Source organism: Jatrophihabitans sp. (assembly GCA_036399055.1).
Classification (GTDB): Bacteria; Actinomycetota; Actinomycetes; order Mycobacteriales; family Jatrophihabitantaceae; genus Jatrophihabitans_A.
The window spans coordinates 153,069-167,657 of sequence record DASWNX010000040.1 but is presented as its reverse complement, the minus strand read 5'-3'; the positions used below and the strand labels follow the sequence as shown (position 1 = coordinate 167,657).

At 71.3% G+C, this 14,589-nt stretch carries 13 protein-coding genes; all 13 read right to left on the bottom strand.

Annotated features, from left to right (window positions below; translation table 11 throughout):
* Window positions 1-22 precede the first annotated feature (22 nt).
* Complete coding sequence (locus tag VGB75_18610) at window positions 23-922, bottom strand: hypothetical protein (GenBank protein HEY0169064.1); 900 nt, start codon at window positions 920-922, stop codon at window positions 23-25.
* A 108-nt stretch (window positions 923-1,030) separates the two neighbouring features.
* The gene (locus VGB75_18605) at window positions 1,031-1,933 is read right to left on the bottom strand and encodes a DivIVA domain-containing protein (protein ID HEY0169063.1); all 903 of its coding nucleotides are present in this window, start codon (window positions 1,931-1,933) and stop codon (window positions 1,031-1,033) included.
* A gap of 228 nt (window positions 1,934-2,161) precedes the next feature.
* Entirely contained in the window at window positions 2,162-2,455 is a 294-nt protein-coding gene (locus VGB75_18600; GenBank protein HEY0169062.1) for a YggT family protein, read from the bottom strand.
* A gap of 40 nt (window positions 2,456-2,495) precedes the next feature.
* Complete coding sequence (gene sepF, locus VGB75_18595; GenBank protein HEY0169061.1) at window positions 2,496-2,990, bottom strand: cell division protein SepF; 495 nt, start codon at window positions 2,988-2,990, stop codon at window positions 2,496-2,498.
* 43 nt (window positions 2,991-3,033) lie between these two features.
* Window positions 3,034-3,774, bottom strand: coding sequence for a YggS family pyridoxal phosphate-dependent enzyme (locus tag VGB75_18590; GenBank protein HEY0169060.1), 741 nt, complete (start codon window positions 3,772-3,774; stop codon window positions 3,034-3,036).
* Window positions 3,775-3,788: 14 nt separating this feature from the next.
* Window positions 3,789-4,982, bottom strand: coding sequence for a cell division protein FtsZ (gene ftsZ / locus VGB75_18585; GenBank protein ID HEY0169059.1), 1,194 nt, complete (start codon window positions 4,980-4,982; stop codon window positions 3,789-3,791).
* A gap of 275 nt (window positions 4,983-5,257) precedes the next feature.
* A complete protein-coding gene (locus VGB75_18580; GenBank protein ID HEY0169058.1) occupies window positions 5,258-5,965 on the bottom strand; it encodes an FtsQ-type POTRA domain-containing protein in 708 nt (235 codons plus the stop codon).
* Entirely contained in the window at window positions 5,962-7,500 is a 1,539-nt protein-coding gene (gene murC / locus VGB75_18575; protein ID HEY0169057.1) for a UDP-N-acetylmuramate--L-alanine ligase, read from the bottom strand. The genes VGB75_18580 and murC overlap by 4 nt, the downstream gene beginning before the upstream one ends.
* Window positions 7,484-8,614, bottom strand: a complete 1,131-nt coding sequence (locus VGB75_18570) for a UDP-N-acetylglucosamine--N-acetylmuramyl-(pentapeptide) pyrophosphoryl-undecaprenol N-acetylglucosamine transferase (protein ID HEY0169056.1) — start codon at window positions 8,612-8,614, stop codon at window positions 7,484-7,486. The genes murC and VGB75_18570 overlap by 17 nt, the downstream gene beginning before the upstream one ends.
* A gap of 1 nt (window position 8,615) precedes the next feature.
* Window positions 8,616-10,190: a putative lipid II flippase FtsW gene (gene ftsW, locus VGB75_18565; protein ID HEY0169055.1), complete on the bottom strand. Its 1,575-nt coding sequence runs from the start codon at window positions 10,188-10,190 to the stop codon at window positions 8,616-8,618.
* Between the two features lie 207 nt (window positions 10,191-10,397).
* Window positions 10,398-11,492 (bottom strand): phospho-N-acetylmuramoyl-pentapeptide-transferase, encoded by a 1,095-nt coding sequence (gene mraY / locus VGB75_18560; protein ID HEY0169054.1) that lies wholly within the window; start codon window positions 11,490-11,492, stop codon window positions 10,398-10,400.
* Entirely contained in the window at window positions 11,489-12,916 is a 1,428-nt protein-coding gene (murF, locus tag VGB75_18555) for a UDP-N-acetylmuramoyl-tripeptide--D-alanyl-D-alanine ligase (protein ID HEY0169053.1), read from the bottom strand. The genes mraY and murF overlap by 4 nt, the downstream gene beginning before the upstream one ends.
* Complete coding sequence (locus VGB75_18550) at window positions 12,913-14,541, bottom strand: UDP-N-acetylmuramoyl-L-alanyl-D-glutamate--2,6-diaminopimelate ligase (protein HEY0169052.1); 1,629 nt, start codon at window positions 14,539-14,541, stop codon at window positions 12,913-12,915. The genes murF and VGB75_18550 overlap by 4 nt, the downstream gene beginning before the upstream one ends.
* Window positions 14,542-14,589: the final 48 nt, after the last annotated feature.

Below are 14,589 nucleotides of genomic sequence, written 5' to 3'. Positions count from 1 at the left end.
GTCCGCGCCCTGGCGATCAGCCTCAGCCGGCGGCCAGCCCGGAGTCGGGGTCGCACAGCGCGCAGGGACTGAAGCCGTCCTCGAAGGCCTGGCGCAGCGGCACCGGCTCTGACTGGCGGCCGAGCAGGAAGCCGCAGTGAGGCAGGTGGTAACGCGGCCGGCCGTCGATCACCCAGACCGGCTCATCGCCTCGGCTGCGCAGCGGCGGGTCGGTCTCGGCCGCCGCTGGATCGGGTATGGCCAGGTCATCGGCATCACCGGCCTCGGTCGGCGCGGTCGGGATCGCCTCGGCCGGCGCGGTGACAACGGTCGGCGCGGTCGGGATCGCCGCGGTCGGCGCGGTGACAACGGTCGGCGCGGTCGGGATCGCCTCGGTCGGCGCGGTTGGCTTAGTGACAACGGTCGGATCAGCTTTGGCGGGCTCAGCCTCGGCGGGCTCGACCCTGGCCGGCTCGGCCCGAATCGGCTCATCCGCGGCCGGCTCGGGTGCGACCGGCTCGACCCTGGCCGGCTCGGGTGCGGCCGGCTCGAGTGCGACTCGCTCATCCGCGACCGACTCGGGTGCGACTCGCTCAGCTGTGGCCGGCACGCGTGCGGCGTGGGCCGGCTTTTCAGGCGCCGAGGCTGACCCCGAGGGCGTCGCGACCGCAGGCGCGGCGGCGCCGACCCGCGCGTTCTCGAGGGTTTTGCGCTGTCCGCCGGCTGCCGCGGCCGCTCCAGCCGCTCCAGCCGCTTTGGACGCTCCGGACGCTTTGGCCGCTCCAGCCGCTCCAGCCGCTCCGGCCTGTTGCTCGCGGCGCACCCGGACTATCACGTAGACCGCCAGCAGGCTGGCCCCGGTCGAGGCCAGCACCAGCGGTGTGCTGCCGGTGGTCAACCCCAGCACCAGAAAGGCCAGTCCGGCGACGAGCAGCGACAACACCCCTACCTGCACGTCGCGGCCTCCCGCCTTCTAGGCCGCGGCGCCCGGCGGCCGGCCCTGTCGGGCCGTCGCCAAGCGCCGCTCCTCGATCCGATCGCGCCGGCTGGGTCAGCCGGACTGCTTGTCCGAGCCGGCCGGCTGAGTGGCCGGCTCCGCGCGGGTGCTGGTGTCCAAATCCCGCAGCTGGGACTCCAGGTAGCTCTTGAGCCGCGAGCGGTACTCGTGCTCGAAGGTGCGCAACTCCTCCAGCCGCTTCTCCAGCGCCGCCTTGCGCTGCTCGAGCTGGCTGGTGATCTGGTTGGCCCGCTGCTCGGCCTCCTGCACGGTGCCCGAGGCCTTCGCGCGCGAGTCCCGCTCCAGCTGCTCGGCGCGCGACTGGGCCTCGGCGACGGTCTTCTCGTGGAAGGCGCGGGCCTCTGCCTGCACCCGCTCCTGGTGCGCCTTGGCCTCGGCGAAGGTCTTGTCCGAGTGCGCCTTGGCGGCTGCGGTCTGCTCGTCGGCAGCCTGCTGCGCCAGGGCCAGCACCCGCTCGGCCATGCCGAGCTGATTGCCGCCGGTCGTGCCGCTGGCCGCCGGGCTGGCAGCCTTGGCGGCGGCAGCTTCCTGCTGGGCCTGCAGGACGGCCTGGCGCGCCTGGTTGACGGCTGCTTCGAGCTCGCCGATCCGGGTCGTCAGCTTGCGGTTCTCCTCGTGCGCGGCGGCGATCGCGGCCGGCTCGTTTTGGTCTCCGGCCGCGGGCTTGCGGGCCTGGGTCAGCGCCGCTTCCAGCTCGCCGATCCGGGCGGTGAGCTTGCGGTTCTCCTCACGCGCCGCGGCCAGCGCTGAACCGTCCGGCGAGGCCGCGCCGGCCGGCGAGCGGTCCTTGAGGTCTGCGTTCTCCTCGATCAGACGGGCGAGTTCGACTTCGATGATGTCGAGAAAGGCGTCGACCTCTTCTTCGTCGTACCCGCGCTTGCCAATCGGGGGCTTCTTGAAGACCACGTTGTGGACTTCAGCGGGCGTCAAAGGCATCGAGTCACCTCATGTGGAGTGGTGGAAAGCCCGGGAACGGGCTGTCCTGGCGTGCGACGGACAGGCTTGATGCATACGGCAGCCACGAAGTCGCGGCGCCGCTCGCCCCGACTGCATAAATCGGTGCAGTAGGCAGGATAGCGACCCGGGGCGCAGGCGTAGCGCGCGAGTGCCGAAAAAGAGGGCTGAAGTCAGCCTGAGCCGGCCTGGCGGGCAGGCTGAGCGAGGTCAGCCGGTAGCCAGTGACGTGACGATCGCGCGCAATATCCAGATGACGAGCAACAGCACGATCACGCTCATGTCGAAATTGATCCCACCGAGCCGCAACGGCGGAATCAGCCGTCGCAGCAGCTTCATCGGCGGGTCGGTGACGGTGTACACCGCCTCCAGGCCGATAGCCGCTGCGCCGGCCGGACGCCATCCTCTGGCGAAGCTGCGCGTCGTCTCCACGATCAACCGGGCGATCACCAGCAGATAGAACACCAGCAGCGCGAGGCCGATCGCGGCCCAGAACGTCGTCATGGACCCATTCTCTCACCCGCACGGTGAGACCGCCGACGCCTCAACTCTGGTTGTAGAAACCGCCCTCGACGATCCGCTGCTTGTCCGCCGCGGTCACCGAGACGTTGTGCGGGCTGAGCAGGAACACCTTGGGGGTGACCCGCTCGATGCTGCCGTGCAGGCCGAAGGTCAACCCGGCCGCGAAGTCGACCAGCCGCTTGGCGTCGGAGTCGTCCATCTCGGAGAGGTTCATGATCACCGGCGTTCCGGCGCGGAACTGCAGGCCGATCGTCTTGGCCTCGTTGTAGGTCCGCGGGTGCAGGGTGGTGATGCGCTGCGGGGGCTGCTCGTAGGTGACGTCGTAGTCGTCATAGATCTCGGTCTCGGCGCTGGGGGCCTCGTAGCCGCCACGTGCCGGCGCCGGCTCGACTTCGCGGCGCTGGTACTGCGGATCACGCGCGAGCGAGCCGTAGGACTCCGTGCCGCCGCCGTCGGCGTAGTCGTCATCCTCGACTAGGCCGAGGTAGACGCCCATCTTCCGAAAGGCTGTAGCCATTTCGTCCTCCTGTGTAGGTACTTCCCGCTGCTGCGGGCCGACGCTATCTGAATTGTTGGGGGCGGCGGCCGAGCAACGCCGTACCGATCCGCACGTGTGTCGCGCCATGTCGCAGCGCTGCTTCCAGGTCATCGCTCATGCCGGCCGAGACGACATCGGCCGCCGGGTGGTTCTCGCGCAACCGCTGGAGGACCTCGGCCAACCGGCTGAACGCCTGATCGGGATCACCCTTGAGCGGAGCGATCGCCATCACGCCGGCCAGCCGCAATACCTCCGAGCCGGCGACCCGATCAGCCAGCCGCATCAGCTCGTCCGCCGCGCCACCGCCCCGGCCGGTCGGGGCCTTGGCGTCGGCGTCGTCGTCCAGGCTCAGCTGGACGAGGACGTCCAGCGCGGGCCGTTCGGCTCGCCGAGCGCCGTCTTCAAGCGCCTCGGCCAGCGATTGCCGGTCGACGCTGTGCACCAGGTCGGCGTACCGGGCCACCGACCGGGCCTTGTTCCTTTGCAGCCGCCCGATGAAATGCCACCGGACCGCGACGCTGGTGTGCTCGGCCAACTCGGCCGCCTTGACCGAAGCGTCCTGGTCCCGGCTCTCCCCCAGGTCGGTCACGCCCAACTCGGCCAGCAGCGCGGCGTCGGTCACCGGAAAGAATTTGGTGACCGCGATCAGGGTGATCTCCTGGCTGGACCGGCCGGCGGCGAGGCACCCCTGGTCGATCCGGGACCGGACCGCGGCCAGGTTGTCGCGCAACTCGGCCAGCCGGTCCTCCGGCGGGGAGCTCATCGAAGCTGTCCGGCCTACTTCAGGAAGTCAGGGACGTCCAGTTCCTCGTCGGGCTCGACCGGCTTGCGCGTGGTGGTCGGCGACCAGCTGTTGCCCGCGGCCGGCGCGCTGGAGTTGAAGGCGCTGGAACTGGGCTGGAACGTCTGCGCCGGCCGGGCTGTCCCGGCGGAGGCTCCGTTCATCACCGGCGCGGCCGAGACGGTGGCCAGGTGGGCTTCAGGCTCACGCCGCGCGGGGATCTCGACCTTCTTGTAGGGCAGCTGGCCCGAGTCGAAGCCGGCGGCGATGACGGTCACCTTGACCTCGTCGCCGAGGGTGTCGTCGATCACCGCGCCGAAGATGATGTTGGCGTCCGGGTGCGCGGACTCGGCGACTAGGGTGGCGGCGTCGTTGATCTCGAACAGGCCCAGGTCAGAGCCGCCGTAGATCGACAGCAGCACGCCGTGGGCGCCGTCCATGCTCGCCTCCAGCAGCGGGCTCGCGATCGCCATCTCGGCAGCCGCCCGGGCCCGGCCTTCGCCACGCGCCGAGCCGATGCCCATCAGGGCCGAGCCGGCGCCGCTCATGACGCTCTTGACGTCGGCGAAGTCCAGGTTGATCAGGCCCGGGGTGGTGATCAGGTCGGTGATGCCCTGCACGCCGGACAGCAACACCTGGTCGGCGCTGCGGAAGGCGTCCATCACCGAGACGTTGGGGTCAGAGATCTGCAGCAACCGGTCGTTGGGAATGACGATCAGCGTGTCGCACTCGGCGCGCAGCTGCTCGATGCCGATCTCGGCCTGGGTGGCGCGCTTCTTCCCCTCGAAGGAGAACGGCCGGGTGACCACGCCGATGGTCAACGCGCCAAGCTTGCGGGCCATGCTGGCGATCACCGGAGCGCCGCCGGTGCCGGTGCCGCCGCCCTCACCGGCCGTGACGAAGACCATGTCGGCGCCCTTGAGCACCTCTTCGATCTCGTCGCGGTGGTCTTCGGCGGCCTTTCGGCCGACCTCAGGCTGCGCGCCGGCGCCGAGGCCGCGGGTCAGCTCGCGGCCGACGTCGAGCTTGACGTCAGCGTCAGACATCAGCAGGGCCTGCGCATCGGTGTTCACCGCGATGAACTCGACGCCCTTGAGGCCCTGCTCGATCATCCGGTTGACCGCGTTCACGCCGCCGCCGCCGACACCGACGACCTTGATCACAGCGAGGTAGTTGTGGGGTGAGGTCATGAGGCCTGTCCTTCGCTAGCTTTCGATCTTCGGTGGTGGTGGTCGATCTTCGGTAGTGCTCGGGTACCTGGTTTGAACCCTCACCCTCAAGTAGACCGTTAATGTTATGTCAACCTGAGCGATATCAGGAAAAGTAGTTCGCCGAGCCGCCGGCGCGTGAAGGCGCGCCGCGACACACCGAAAGTCACGGATCATTGACGCTCGGCGGAGGCGCGCGAGCAGGCAGCCGGACTTGTGGCCGGGCTAGGCGATCGGAGGCGCGAGCAGGCAGTGAGCTAGTTGCCGGGGCCGGCGCGGCTGATCACCGTGCTGGGATCGCTCAGGTCGAAGTAGCGCCCCGGCTGGCCCAGCAGCACCGACAGCAGCCGCGCCTTCTCCACGCTGCGGTCCACCCCACCCCACAGCACCGTGCGGCCGTCTCGCAGGGTCAGCGTGACCGACTCCTCGCTCGGCGCCGAGATCGAGCCGAGGGACTTGCTGATCTTGGGCGGCAGCGTTCCGGCGACCAGCGCCGCGGCGGCCGAGGGCGCGCCCGAGCTCGAGGCCAGCAGCCGCGGCAAGCCGGCCGGGGTGCTCTTGACGGAGCGGAAGACCACGTTGTCGCGGTCGACGAGCAGCACCTGTCCCCCGTCGACCGGGCGGTAGCCGACCGCGGTCCGCTCGGTGACCCGGATGGTGACGGTGCCCGGGTAGGACCTGCTCACCGTGACGGCGCGGATGGGCGCCACCGCGCTCAGCCGGGAGCTGACGGCGTCGAGGTCGAGCCTGGCCAGCGGCGCGCCGGTCCGGATGCCGGCGGCGGCGCGCACCTGCTCGGCGGTCAGCGTCCGGGCGCCGACCACCTTCACCGAGCGCACCCCCAGCACACTGGAGAAGGCGATCAGCCAGAGCAGCAGGGCCAGCACCAGGGCGGCCGCGCACCAGGGCTGCCAGCGGGCCGTCCGCAACCACCCCAGCCGGCCGGCAGTCGGGATGCCGGTCATCGGGTTGCCGCCCGTCGGGCCAGCTCGGCGAGGATGTCGGCGCACAGCAGGTGGACGTCGCCGATCCCCATGGTCAGCAGCACGTCGCCGGGCTCGGCCAGGGCGGCCACCCGGGCGGCGACCGCGTGCCAGTCCGGTTCGTAGAGCACCTGGGCGGGAGGCGACGGGACCCGCCCGGCGATCAGCTCGCCGGTCACTCCCGGAATCGGCTTCTCCCGAGCCGGGAAGATGTCCATCACCACGGCGACGTCGGCCAGCGCCAGGGCCTGGCCGAACTCCGAGGCGAACGTCTGGGTCCGGCTGTAGGTGCCCGGCTGGAAGATCGCGATGAGCCTGCCGGGCCCGCTCAGCACGCCGCGAGCGGCGCCGAGCTGCGCGCGCACCTCGGTCGGGTGGTGGGCGTAGTCGTCATACACCCGGACGCCGCCGGCCTCGCCGCGGAACTCGAAGCGGCGCTGCACGCCGGGGAAGTCTCGCCAGCTGCCGGCGACCAGCCCGGCCGGCATGCCCAGCTCCACCGCGACCGCCAGCGCGGCCGTGGCGTTGAGTGCCATGTGCCGGCCGATCAGCGACCCGAGCCGGACGTCGATGGCGGCTTCGCCCACGCCGTGCACGGTGAACTCCACCGCGTCGGGCAGCTCGACGATGTCGCCGACCCGGACCTCAGCCCCCGCGCCGGCGCCGTAGCCGCGCACCCGGATGTCGCGCTCGCGGGCGTAGCCGGCCAGCCGGCTGGCGCCGGCGTCATCGGCGCAGTACAGCAGCAGGCCACCGGGTGCGATCCGGTCCACGAACTGCTCGAAGGCCCTGAAGATCCCTTCGAGGTCACCGTGGTTCTCCAGATGGTCGGCCTCGACGTTGGTCACCACCGCGATCTCCGGCCACAGCAGCAGGAACGAGCCGTCGCTCTCGTCGGCCTCGACGATGAACAGCTCACCGGCGCCGGCCTGCCCGTTCACCCCGACGCCAGCCAGGTTCGCCCCGATCGCGAAAGAGGGATCCAGGCCGGCTGCCAGCGCGGCGGTGGCCAGCAGCGAGGTGGTGGTGGTCTTTCCGTGGGTGCCGGCGATGGCGACGCAGCGGCTGCCGGTGACCATCGAGGCCAGCGCGGTCGCCCGGCGCAGCACCCGCAGCCCGCGTTCGCGACCGGCGGTCAGCTCGAAGTTCGCGGGATCGATAGCGGTCGTGTAGACCAGGGTGTCGCAGCCGTCCAGGTGCTCCAACGCATGCCCGATCCAGATCTCGGCGCCGAGCTCGCGCAGTTGCCGCACGGTCTCGGACTCGCGGCTCTCGCAGCCGGTCACCGCAACGCCCCGGGCCAGCATGATCCGAGCCAGGCTGCTCATCCCCGAACCGGCGATGCCCATGATGTGCACCCGGCCGAGCTCGCCGGCCGGCGGAACCACCTCGGTGGCCGCTGTCGACACCAGCGCCGCGCCGGGCGCGGTCCAGCCGGCCGGCCGGTCATAGCCGGCCTGCGAGCGCGCCGCCGGGCCCGGCTCAGCCCCGAAGACCGGCTCAGGCGTCGTGGTCACGGGCCACCTCCAGAATGCGGCGGGCCAGCACCGCGCCCGCGTCCCGGGCGCCGGCGCGGCGGGCGGCCGCTGACATCGCCGCCAGCCGAGTCTGATCGCTGAGCACCGCGGTCACATTCTCGGCCACCCACGCCGAGTCACACTCGGAGTCGGCCACCAGCAGGCCCCCGCCCGCGGAGACGATGGGCTCGGCGTTCAGGCGCTGCTCGCCACCGCGCAGCGGCAGCGGCACGTAACCGGCCGGCAGGCCCACCGCGGTCAGCTCGGCGCAGGTCATCGCTCCGGAGCGGCACAGCACGAAATCGGCGGCGGCGTACCCGTCGGCCATCGCGTCGAGGTAGGGCAGCACCAGGTACGGCGGTTCGTCAGCGGTTCTGTCCGGGGCGACCAGCGGGTTCTTCGCCCCGGCGATGTGCAGCACCTGGATGCCCGCCGCCGCCAGCGACCGCTGCGCTCCGAGCACCGCCTCGTTCAGCCGCCGAGCGCCCTGGGACCCGCCGGTGACCAGCAGCGTGGGCCGGTCGGCGGCCAGCCCCAGCCTGGCCCGGGCGCCCGGCCGGTCGCGGTCGCGGTCCAGTTCGAGGATGGCCGGGCGCAGCGGAATGCCGATCGGGCGGCCGTGGGCCAGGCCGGCCGAGGCCTGCGCGGTGTAGACGTGCCTGGTCAGCCGGGCCGCCAGCCGGTTGGCCACCCCGGGCCGGGCGTTGGCCTCGTGCACCACGATGGGGATTCCCCGCCGCCGAGCGGCCAGGTAGGCGGGCGCGGCCACGTAGCCGCCGAAGCCGACCACCACGTCGGCCTGCACCCGGTCCAGCACCGCTCCGGCCGCCCGGACCGCCGCGGCCACCCGGCCGGGAGTCTTGAGCAGCGCCAGGTTCAGCTGCCTGGGCAACGGCACCGGCGGAATCAGCTCCAGGGGATACCCGCGCGCCGGGATCAGCGTGGTGTCCAGGCCGCGGACGGTGCCCAGCGCGGTGATCAGCACGGTCGGATCGAGGTCTCTGATCGCGTCCGCGACGTTCATCGCGGGCTCGATATGCCCGGCGGAGTGGCCGCCGGCGATCACGACGCTCAGTGTCTTGGGCGCCTTGGGCGCCCCAGCCAGCTCGGCCACCTCAGGCGCCCTTGCGGCGAGCCGTCGGCTGGCCCGCCGTCCGGTGCGGGCCAGGCTGCTGCCGGCTCGCCGGCGCCGGCCGGGTGGCAGCGGCCGCCTTGACGCCGGTCGACGCCGTCCGGTCGCCACGGCGCCCCGTCGAGGCGCCCCGCCCTCCAGCGGCACTGGCAGGGGTGGCGGCGGCCCGCTCCCCCGCCGGCGTCCGCGAGGTCGAGGACGCTCGCGGGGTCGAAGCCGAGGACGCTCGCGGGGTCGAGGCCGACGCCGAGGACGAGCGCGACGCCGAGGACGCACGCGCAGTCGAGGACGCACGGGCCGTCCGGGGCGCCGCCGGCGCGGGCAGCCGCAGCATCCGAACCCACCGGGCGGTGCTGCCGCTCTCCGCCGCCAGCTGAGCGGCCCGGGCCGCGGCCGGCTCGTGCCGGGCGAAGGACACCAGCATGCCCAGCACGGCGCAGGTCAGCACCAGTGAGGTGCCGCCGTTGGAGATGAAGGGCAGCGGAATGCCGGTGACCGGCAACAACGCGGTCACGTATCCGATGTTGATCAATGCCTGGCCGGCGATCCAGATGGCGGCGCCGCTGCCGGCCAGCCGGACGAACGGGTCCTGGCTGCGATGGGCGATCCGCATCGCGGCGTAGGTGAACAGCGCGAACAGCCCCAGCACCACGACGCAGCCCAGCAGGCCGAGCTCCTCACCGACGACGGCGAAGACGTAGTCGGTGTTGGCGTTGGGCACCCAGCCGTACTTCGAGGTTCCCTGGCCGAGGCCGACGCCGAAGATGCCACCGCTGGACAGCGCGTACAGGCCCTGGATGGTGTGATAGCCGGCGCCTCCCGGGTCGAGGTCGGGATGCATGAAGGTGGTCAGTCGCTCCAGCCGGTAGGCCTCGGTGACCGCCAGGGCCGTCACCGCGCCGGCCACCACCACCACCAGGCTGGCGAAGTAGCGGTAGGGCAGGCCGACCATCCACAGCAAACCCAGCAGCAGCAGCATGAAGCACAACGAGGTGCCCAGGTCCGGCTCCAGCATCACCAGGCCGATCACCACCACGAAGCCCGGCAGCAGTGGGATCAGCACATGCCTGGTCGTGGTCAGCGTCTTCAAGGACTCCTTGCGGGCAAGCAGGTCGGCCCCCCACACCAAGATGGCGAACTTGGCGAACTCCGAGGGCTGCACGGTCAGCGGGCCCAGCTGCAGCCAGCGGTGCGCTCCGTTGACCGTGACGCCGATGCCGGGAACCAGCACGCCGACCAGGGCGATCAGCGCCAGGCCGAGCGCCGGATAGGCCAGCCGGCGATAGGCGGCCGGTGGCATCCGGACCGCCAGCCAGAACACCGGCACGCTCAGCAGGATGAACTGCACCTCGCGGATCAGCTGCGCCCACGGCGCGTCGCCGGTGGTGTGCACCGAAGCCGCCAGGGTGGTCGAGGCCGACATCAACAGGCCGAAGAACAGCAACCCGCCACCGGCGGCCAGCATCAGTTGGGTCGAGGCGTACGGGCCGTCCAGGTACTGGCCCGAGGCCTTGACCACCCGGGCGCCGCTGACCCGGGTGCGCAACCGGCTGATCATGACCACGCCCACGCGCCGTCGGGCAGTGCCACGGCACCGGCGCCGGCCAGTGACGTCGCGGCGGCGGCGACCTCGTGCATGGCCCTATCGTCGGTCCTGGGCAGGGTGTTCCCCGGGAGGCGTGTCGCGTGTCGTGCCACCGTGCTCTCGATCTCACCCGGTCGGCCCGGCCGTGACCGCGACGCCCGGGCTTGGCTCACCGCCGGACTACCCGTGCGAGATGAACTCTGCATAGAACAGGCCCATTCCGAAGGCGACCGCCAAGCCGCTGACGATCCAGAAGCGGACGATGGTGGTCGTCTCCTCCCAGCCTCCGAGCTCGAAATGGTGATGGAACGGCGCCATCCGAAAGACCCGCTTGCCGGTGCCGGTCCTGAGCCGGGTGTACTTGAACCAACCGGTTTGGATGACGCTGGACAGGGTCACCACGGCGAACAGGCCACCCAGCACCACCAGCAGCAGCTCGGTGCGCGACAGGATCGCCAGGCCGGCCATCAGGCCGCCGAGCGCCATCGAGCCGGTGTCGCCCATGAAGATCTGGGCGGGTTTGGCGTTCCACCAGAGGAATCCGAAGCACGCGCCCATCGCCGCGGCGGCGATCAACGCCAGGTCCTGCGGGTCCCGGATCGCGTAGCAGCCCGACAGCGCCGGGGGCGGATGGCAACTGCTGCGAAACTGGATGAAGGTCAGCAGGGTGTAGGCGCCCATCACCATGGCGGCGCTGCCGGCCACCAGCCCGTCCAGGCCGTCGGTCAGGTTCACCGCGTTGGTGGTGGCGGTGATGATCAGATAGGCCAGCAGCAGAAAGCCGACCACCCCGATCGACAGGGCCCCGATGTCACGGACGTAGGAGATGCGCTTGGACGCCGGCGTCAGCCCCTGCTCGTCCTTGAACATCATCGCCCCGATGCCGAACAACAGCGCGACCAGCAGCTGACCGCCGAATTTCGCCCGAGCGCGCAGGCCCAAACTGCGCCGGTGCCGCAACTTGATGAAGTCGTCGAGAAAGCCGACTCCGCCCGCGCCCAGCATCAGGAACAGCAGCAGCATGCCCGAGGCGGTCGGACCCGAGTCGTGGCGCAACGAGCCGATCAGGTGCGCCATCAGGTAACCGACGATCGTGGAGACCATGATGGCCACGCCGCCCATGGTCGGGGTGCCTCGCTTGACCAGATGGCTCTTGGGACCGTCGTCGCGGATCTCCTGCCCGAATCCCTTCCTGCGGAAGTACTTCACCACCAGGGGGGTGAACAGGATCGAGGTCATCAGCCCGAACAGCGCTGAGATCAGGATGGTCTTCATGCCGGGCCGGCTTGGGCCGAAGGAGTGTCGGGAAGGCTGCCGAACCGTTCGATGAGCGCCTGCGCCACAACCTCCATCGCCGCCGACCGGGATCCTTTCACCAGAACCACATCACCTGGCCGCAACAGGTCACCGAGTCTGGCGACAGCCGCCGTCGCGTCCGGCACCCACTCTGACTCACCGTCGTAGGAGCCTTCGAGCGCCGCGCCGGTGGCGATGGCACGGGCCTGCTCGCCCACCGCGATCAGCGCCGCGATGTCCAGGCGCACGGCGTGCCGGCCCAGCGCGTCGTGTTGGGCGATCGCGTCGGGCCCCAGCTCGGCCATGTGGCCCAGCACCGCGACCGACCGGCGCCCTTCGGACATGATCGCCAGCGCCTTCAACGCTGCCCGCATCGACTCCGGATTGGCGTTGTAGGCGTCATTGATCACCGTTATGCCTGCCGCGGTCTCGCTGACCTGCATGCGCCAGGCCGAGAGCGCGCTCGCCTGGGAGAGCGCGTGAGCGACCATCGGCAGCTCCAGCCCGCACGCCAGGGCCAGCGCCGCCACGATCACGGCGTTGGAGACCTGGTGTTCGCCGCGCACCTTCAAGCTGACCGCGGCGCTGCCGGCGGCTGTGATCAGCTCGAAGCGGGCCCGGCCCGAGGAGTCCACCACGACGCCGGCGGCCCGCACGTCGGCGTCCGGGTGCTCACCGGCGGTCACGATCCGGGCAGTGGTGCGCGCGGCCATCTCCATGACCAGCCGGTCATCGGCGTTGAGCACCGCGACCCCGCCGTCGGCGGCGCCGGGTAGCGCCTCGACCAGCTCGCCCTTGGCCAGGGCGATCGTCTGGACGCTGCCGAACTCGGACAGGTGGGCGCTGCCGACGTTGAGCACCGCGGCCAGCCGCGGCGCCGCGATACCGGTCAGGTGCCGGATGTGGCCCACCCCGCGGGAGGACGTCTCGAGCACCAGGTACTGGGTTCTCTCATCCGCCAGCAGCACCGTGTAGGGGTAGCCCAGCTCGTTGTTGAACGATGCTGGAGTGGCGACGGTGGGCCCGGCGGCGGCCAGCACCTGCCCGAGCAGGTCCTTCGTCGAGGTCTTGCCGGAGGAGCCTGTGATGCCGATGACGGTTGCGTTGAGCCGCGGCGCCACCGCCCGCGCCAACGAGGTGATCGCCTCGATGGGGTCCGCCACCAGAATCGTCGGAGCAGCCACCTCGCGGCTGGCCAGCACAGCAACCGCTCCCGCCCTGACGGCTGCCTCGGCGTAGTCGTGACCGTCCACCCGTTCGCCGGCGATCGCCAGGAACAGGTCGCCGGCGACGACCTTTCGGCTGTCGAACTCGACCTTGCCCGACACCGTCTGCTCAGGGTCGGCGGCTACCAGCCGGCCGCCGACGATTGCGGCGATCTCGGCCAGACTCAGCTTGATCACAGCCGGCTCACGCCGCATTCCGCCTGCCGGCCGTCGCGTTCGTCCTTGTGGTAGCCCTGCCCGGCCAGGGCCTCAGAGGCCACCGTGACGTCGTCGAAGGCGAGCAGGACGCCCTCGACCTCCTGCCCGGTCTCGTGACCCTTGCCCGCTATTAGGACGGTGTCACCGGCCTGGGCCAGTCCGATGGCCCGCTTGATGGCACTGCGCCGGTCGCCTTCTTCGATGACCTGGGCGCGCTGCCCGGCCGGCACGCTGTGGGCGCCGGAGATCATCGCGGCACGGATCTGAGCCGGTGGCTCGGAGCGGGGGTTGTCATCGGTCACGATCAGCACGTCGGCCTCGGAGGCGGCGACCTCGCCCATCACCGCGCGCTTGCCGCGGTCGCGGTCACCGCCGCAGCCCAGCACGATGATCAGCCGACCGGCCGTCAGCGGCCGCAGCGCCTGCAACGCCCCCGACACCCCGGCCGGCTTGTGGCTGTAGTCGACCACCACCAGAAACGGCTGGTCGCCGTCCACCCGCTCCATCCGCCCACGCACCTGCGCGGCGGCCACCGCGGGCGCCACCTCGGCGACCTCGACACCGGCCTCGGCGAGGATCGCCAACGCCAGCAGGGTATTGGCGATGTTGTACTCCCCCGGGATGCGGCAGCCGGCCGGAAAGCTCCCGCCCGGTCCGTGGGCGGTGAACCGGGTGCTTCCATCGGCCAGCACCCGCACGTCAGCGGCGTGCCAGTCCGCCGCGTCGTGCACGGCGCTGACCGTGACCGTCGACGGCTTCACCAGCTGCCGTCCCCAGTCGTCGTCGACCACCACGATCTCGCGCCGGGCCCGGCCGTCGAACAGCAGGGACTTGGCGGCGAAGTAGTCCTGCATGTCGGCGTGAAAATCGAGATGGTCCTGGGAGAGGTTGGTGAAAGCCGCTATCGCGAACTCGGCGCCGTCCACCCGTCCCAGCCGCAGCGCGTGCGATGACACCTCCATCGAGGCGCTGTCCAGCCCGCGCTCGCGCATCACCGCCAGCAGCGCCTGCAACTGCGGCGCCTCAGGCGTGGTGAACGGCGTCTTCACGGTCTCGGAGTCGAGGAACACACCGACGGTTCCGATCAGCCCCGACCGGCGTCCGGCCGCGGCCAGTCCGGCCCGCATCAGAAAGGTGGTGGTGGTCTTGCCGCTGGTTCCGGTGACGCCGAACACCGGCAGCGCGCGGGACGGATTCCCGTACACCTCAGCAGACAACGGGCCCAGCGCCGCCCTCGGGTCCACAGTGACCAGCGCCGGCGACTCCGGGCTCAGCCTGGCCGCTTCTGCGGCGCCGGTCGGGTCGGTGAACACCGCCACCGCACCCGCCGCCAGCGCCTGGTCGAGATAGGCGATCCCGTGCCGGCTCGCGCCGGGCAGCGCGGCGAACAGGTCACCCGGGCGCACCTGGGCCGAGCTGACGCTCACCCCGGAGACCGCCAGCTCCCACACGCGCCGGTCCTGGCCGGCCACCGTGGCGCCCGTCAGCGTCGCCAGCTCGCCGAGCCGCCGGGGCACTACCTTGCTCGGGCGGAGCCCGGCCCCGTCCGGCTGCTGACCCTGCTGCAGTGGCGCCACGCCTGCCCACGTTACCGATGCGCTCACGGGCTCCCTCCGGCGCTCACCTTGCCTGTCATCGCGCTGGCTGACCAC

Excerpts from the sequence above, each read along its gene's own strand:
- VGB75_18605 (HEY0169063.1), bottom strand. The coding sequence starts at position 1,933 with ATGCCTTTGACGCCCGCTGAAGTCCACAACGTGGTCTTCAAGAAGCCC.
- ftsZ (HEY0169059.1), bottom strand. The coding sequence starts at position 4,982 with ATGACCTCACCCCACAACTACCTCGCTGTGATCAAGGTCGTCGGTGTC.
- VGB75_18590 (HEY0169060.1), bottom strand. The coding sequence starts at position 3,774 with ATGAGCTCCCCGCCGGAGGACCGGCTGGCCGAGTTGCGCGACAACCTG.
- VGB75_18600 (HEY0169062.1), bottom strand. The coding sequence starts at position 2,455 with ATGACGACGTTCTGGGCCGCGATCGGCCTCGCGCTGCTGGTGTTCTAT.
- ftsW (HEY0169055.1), bottom strand. The coding sequence starts at position 10,190 with ATGATCAGCCGGTTGCGCACCCGGGTCAGCGGCGCCCGGGTGGTCAAG.
- mraY (HEY0169054.1), bottom strand. The coding sequence starts at position 11,492 with ATGAAGACCATCCTGATCTCAGCGCTGTTCGGGCTGATGACCTCGATC.
- VGB75_18580 (HEY0169058.1), bottom strand. The coding sequence starts at position 5,965 with ATGACCGGCATCCCGACTGCCGGCCGGCTGGGGTGGTTGCGGACGGCC.
- sepF (HEY0169061.1), bottom strand. The coding sequence starts at position 2,990 with ATGGCTACAGCCTTTCGGAAGATGGGCGTCTACCTCGGCCTAGTCGAG.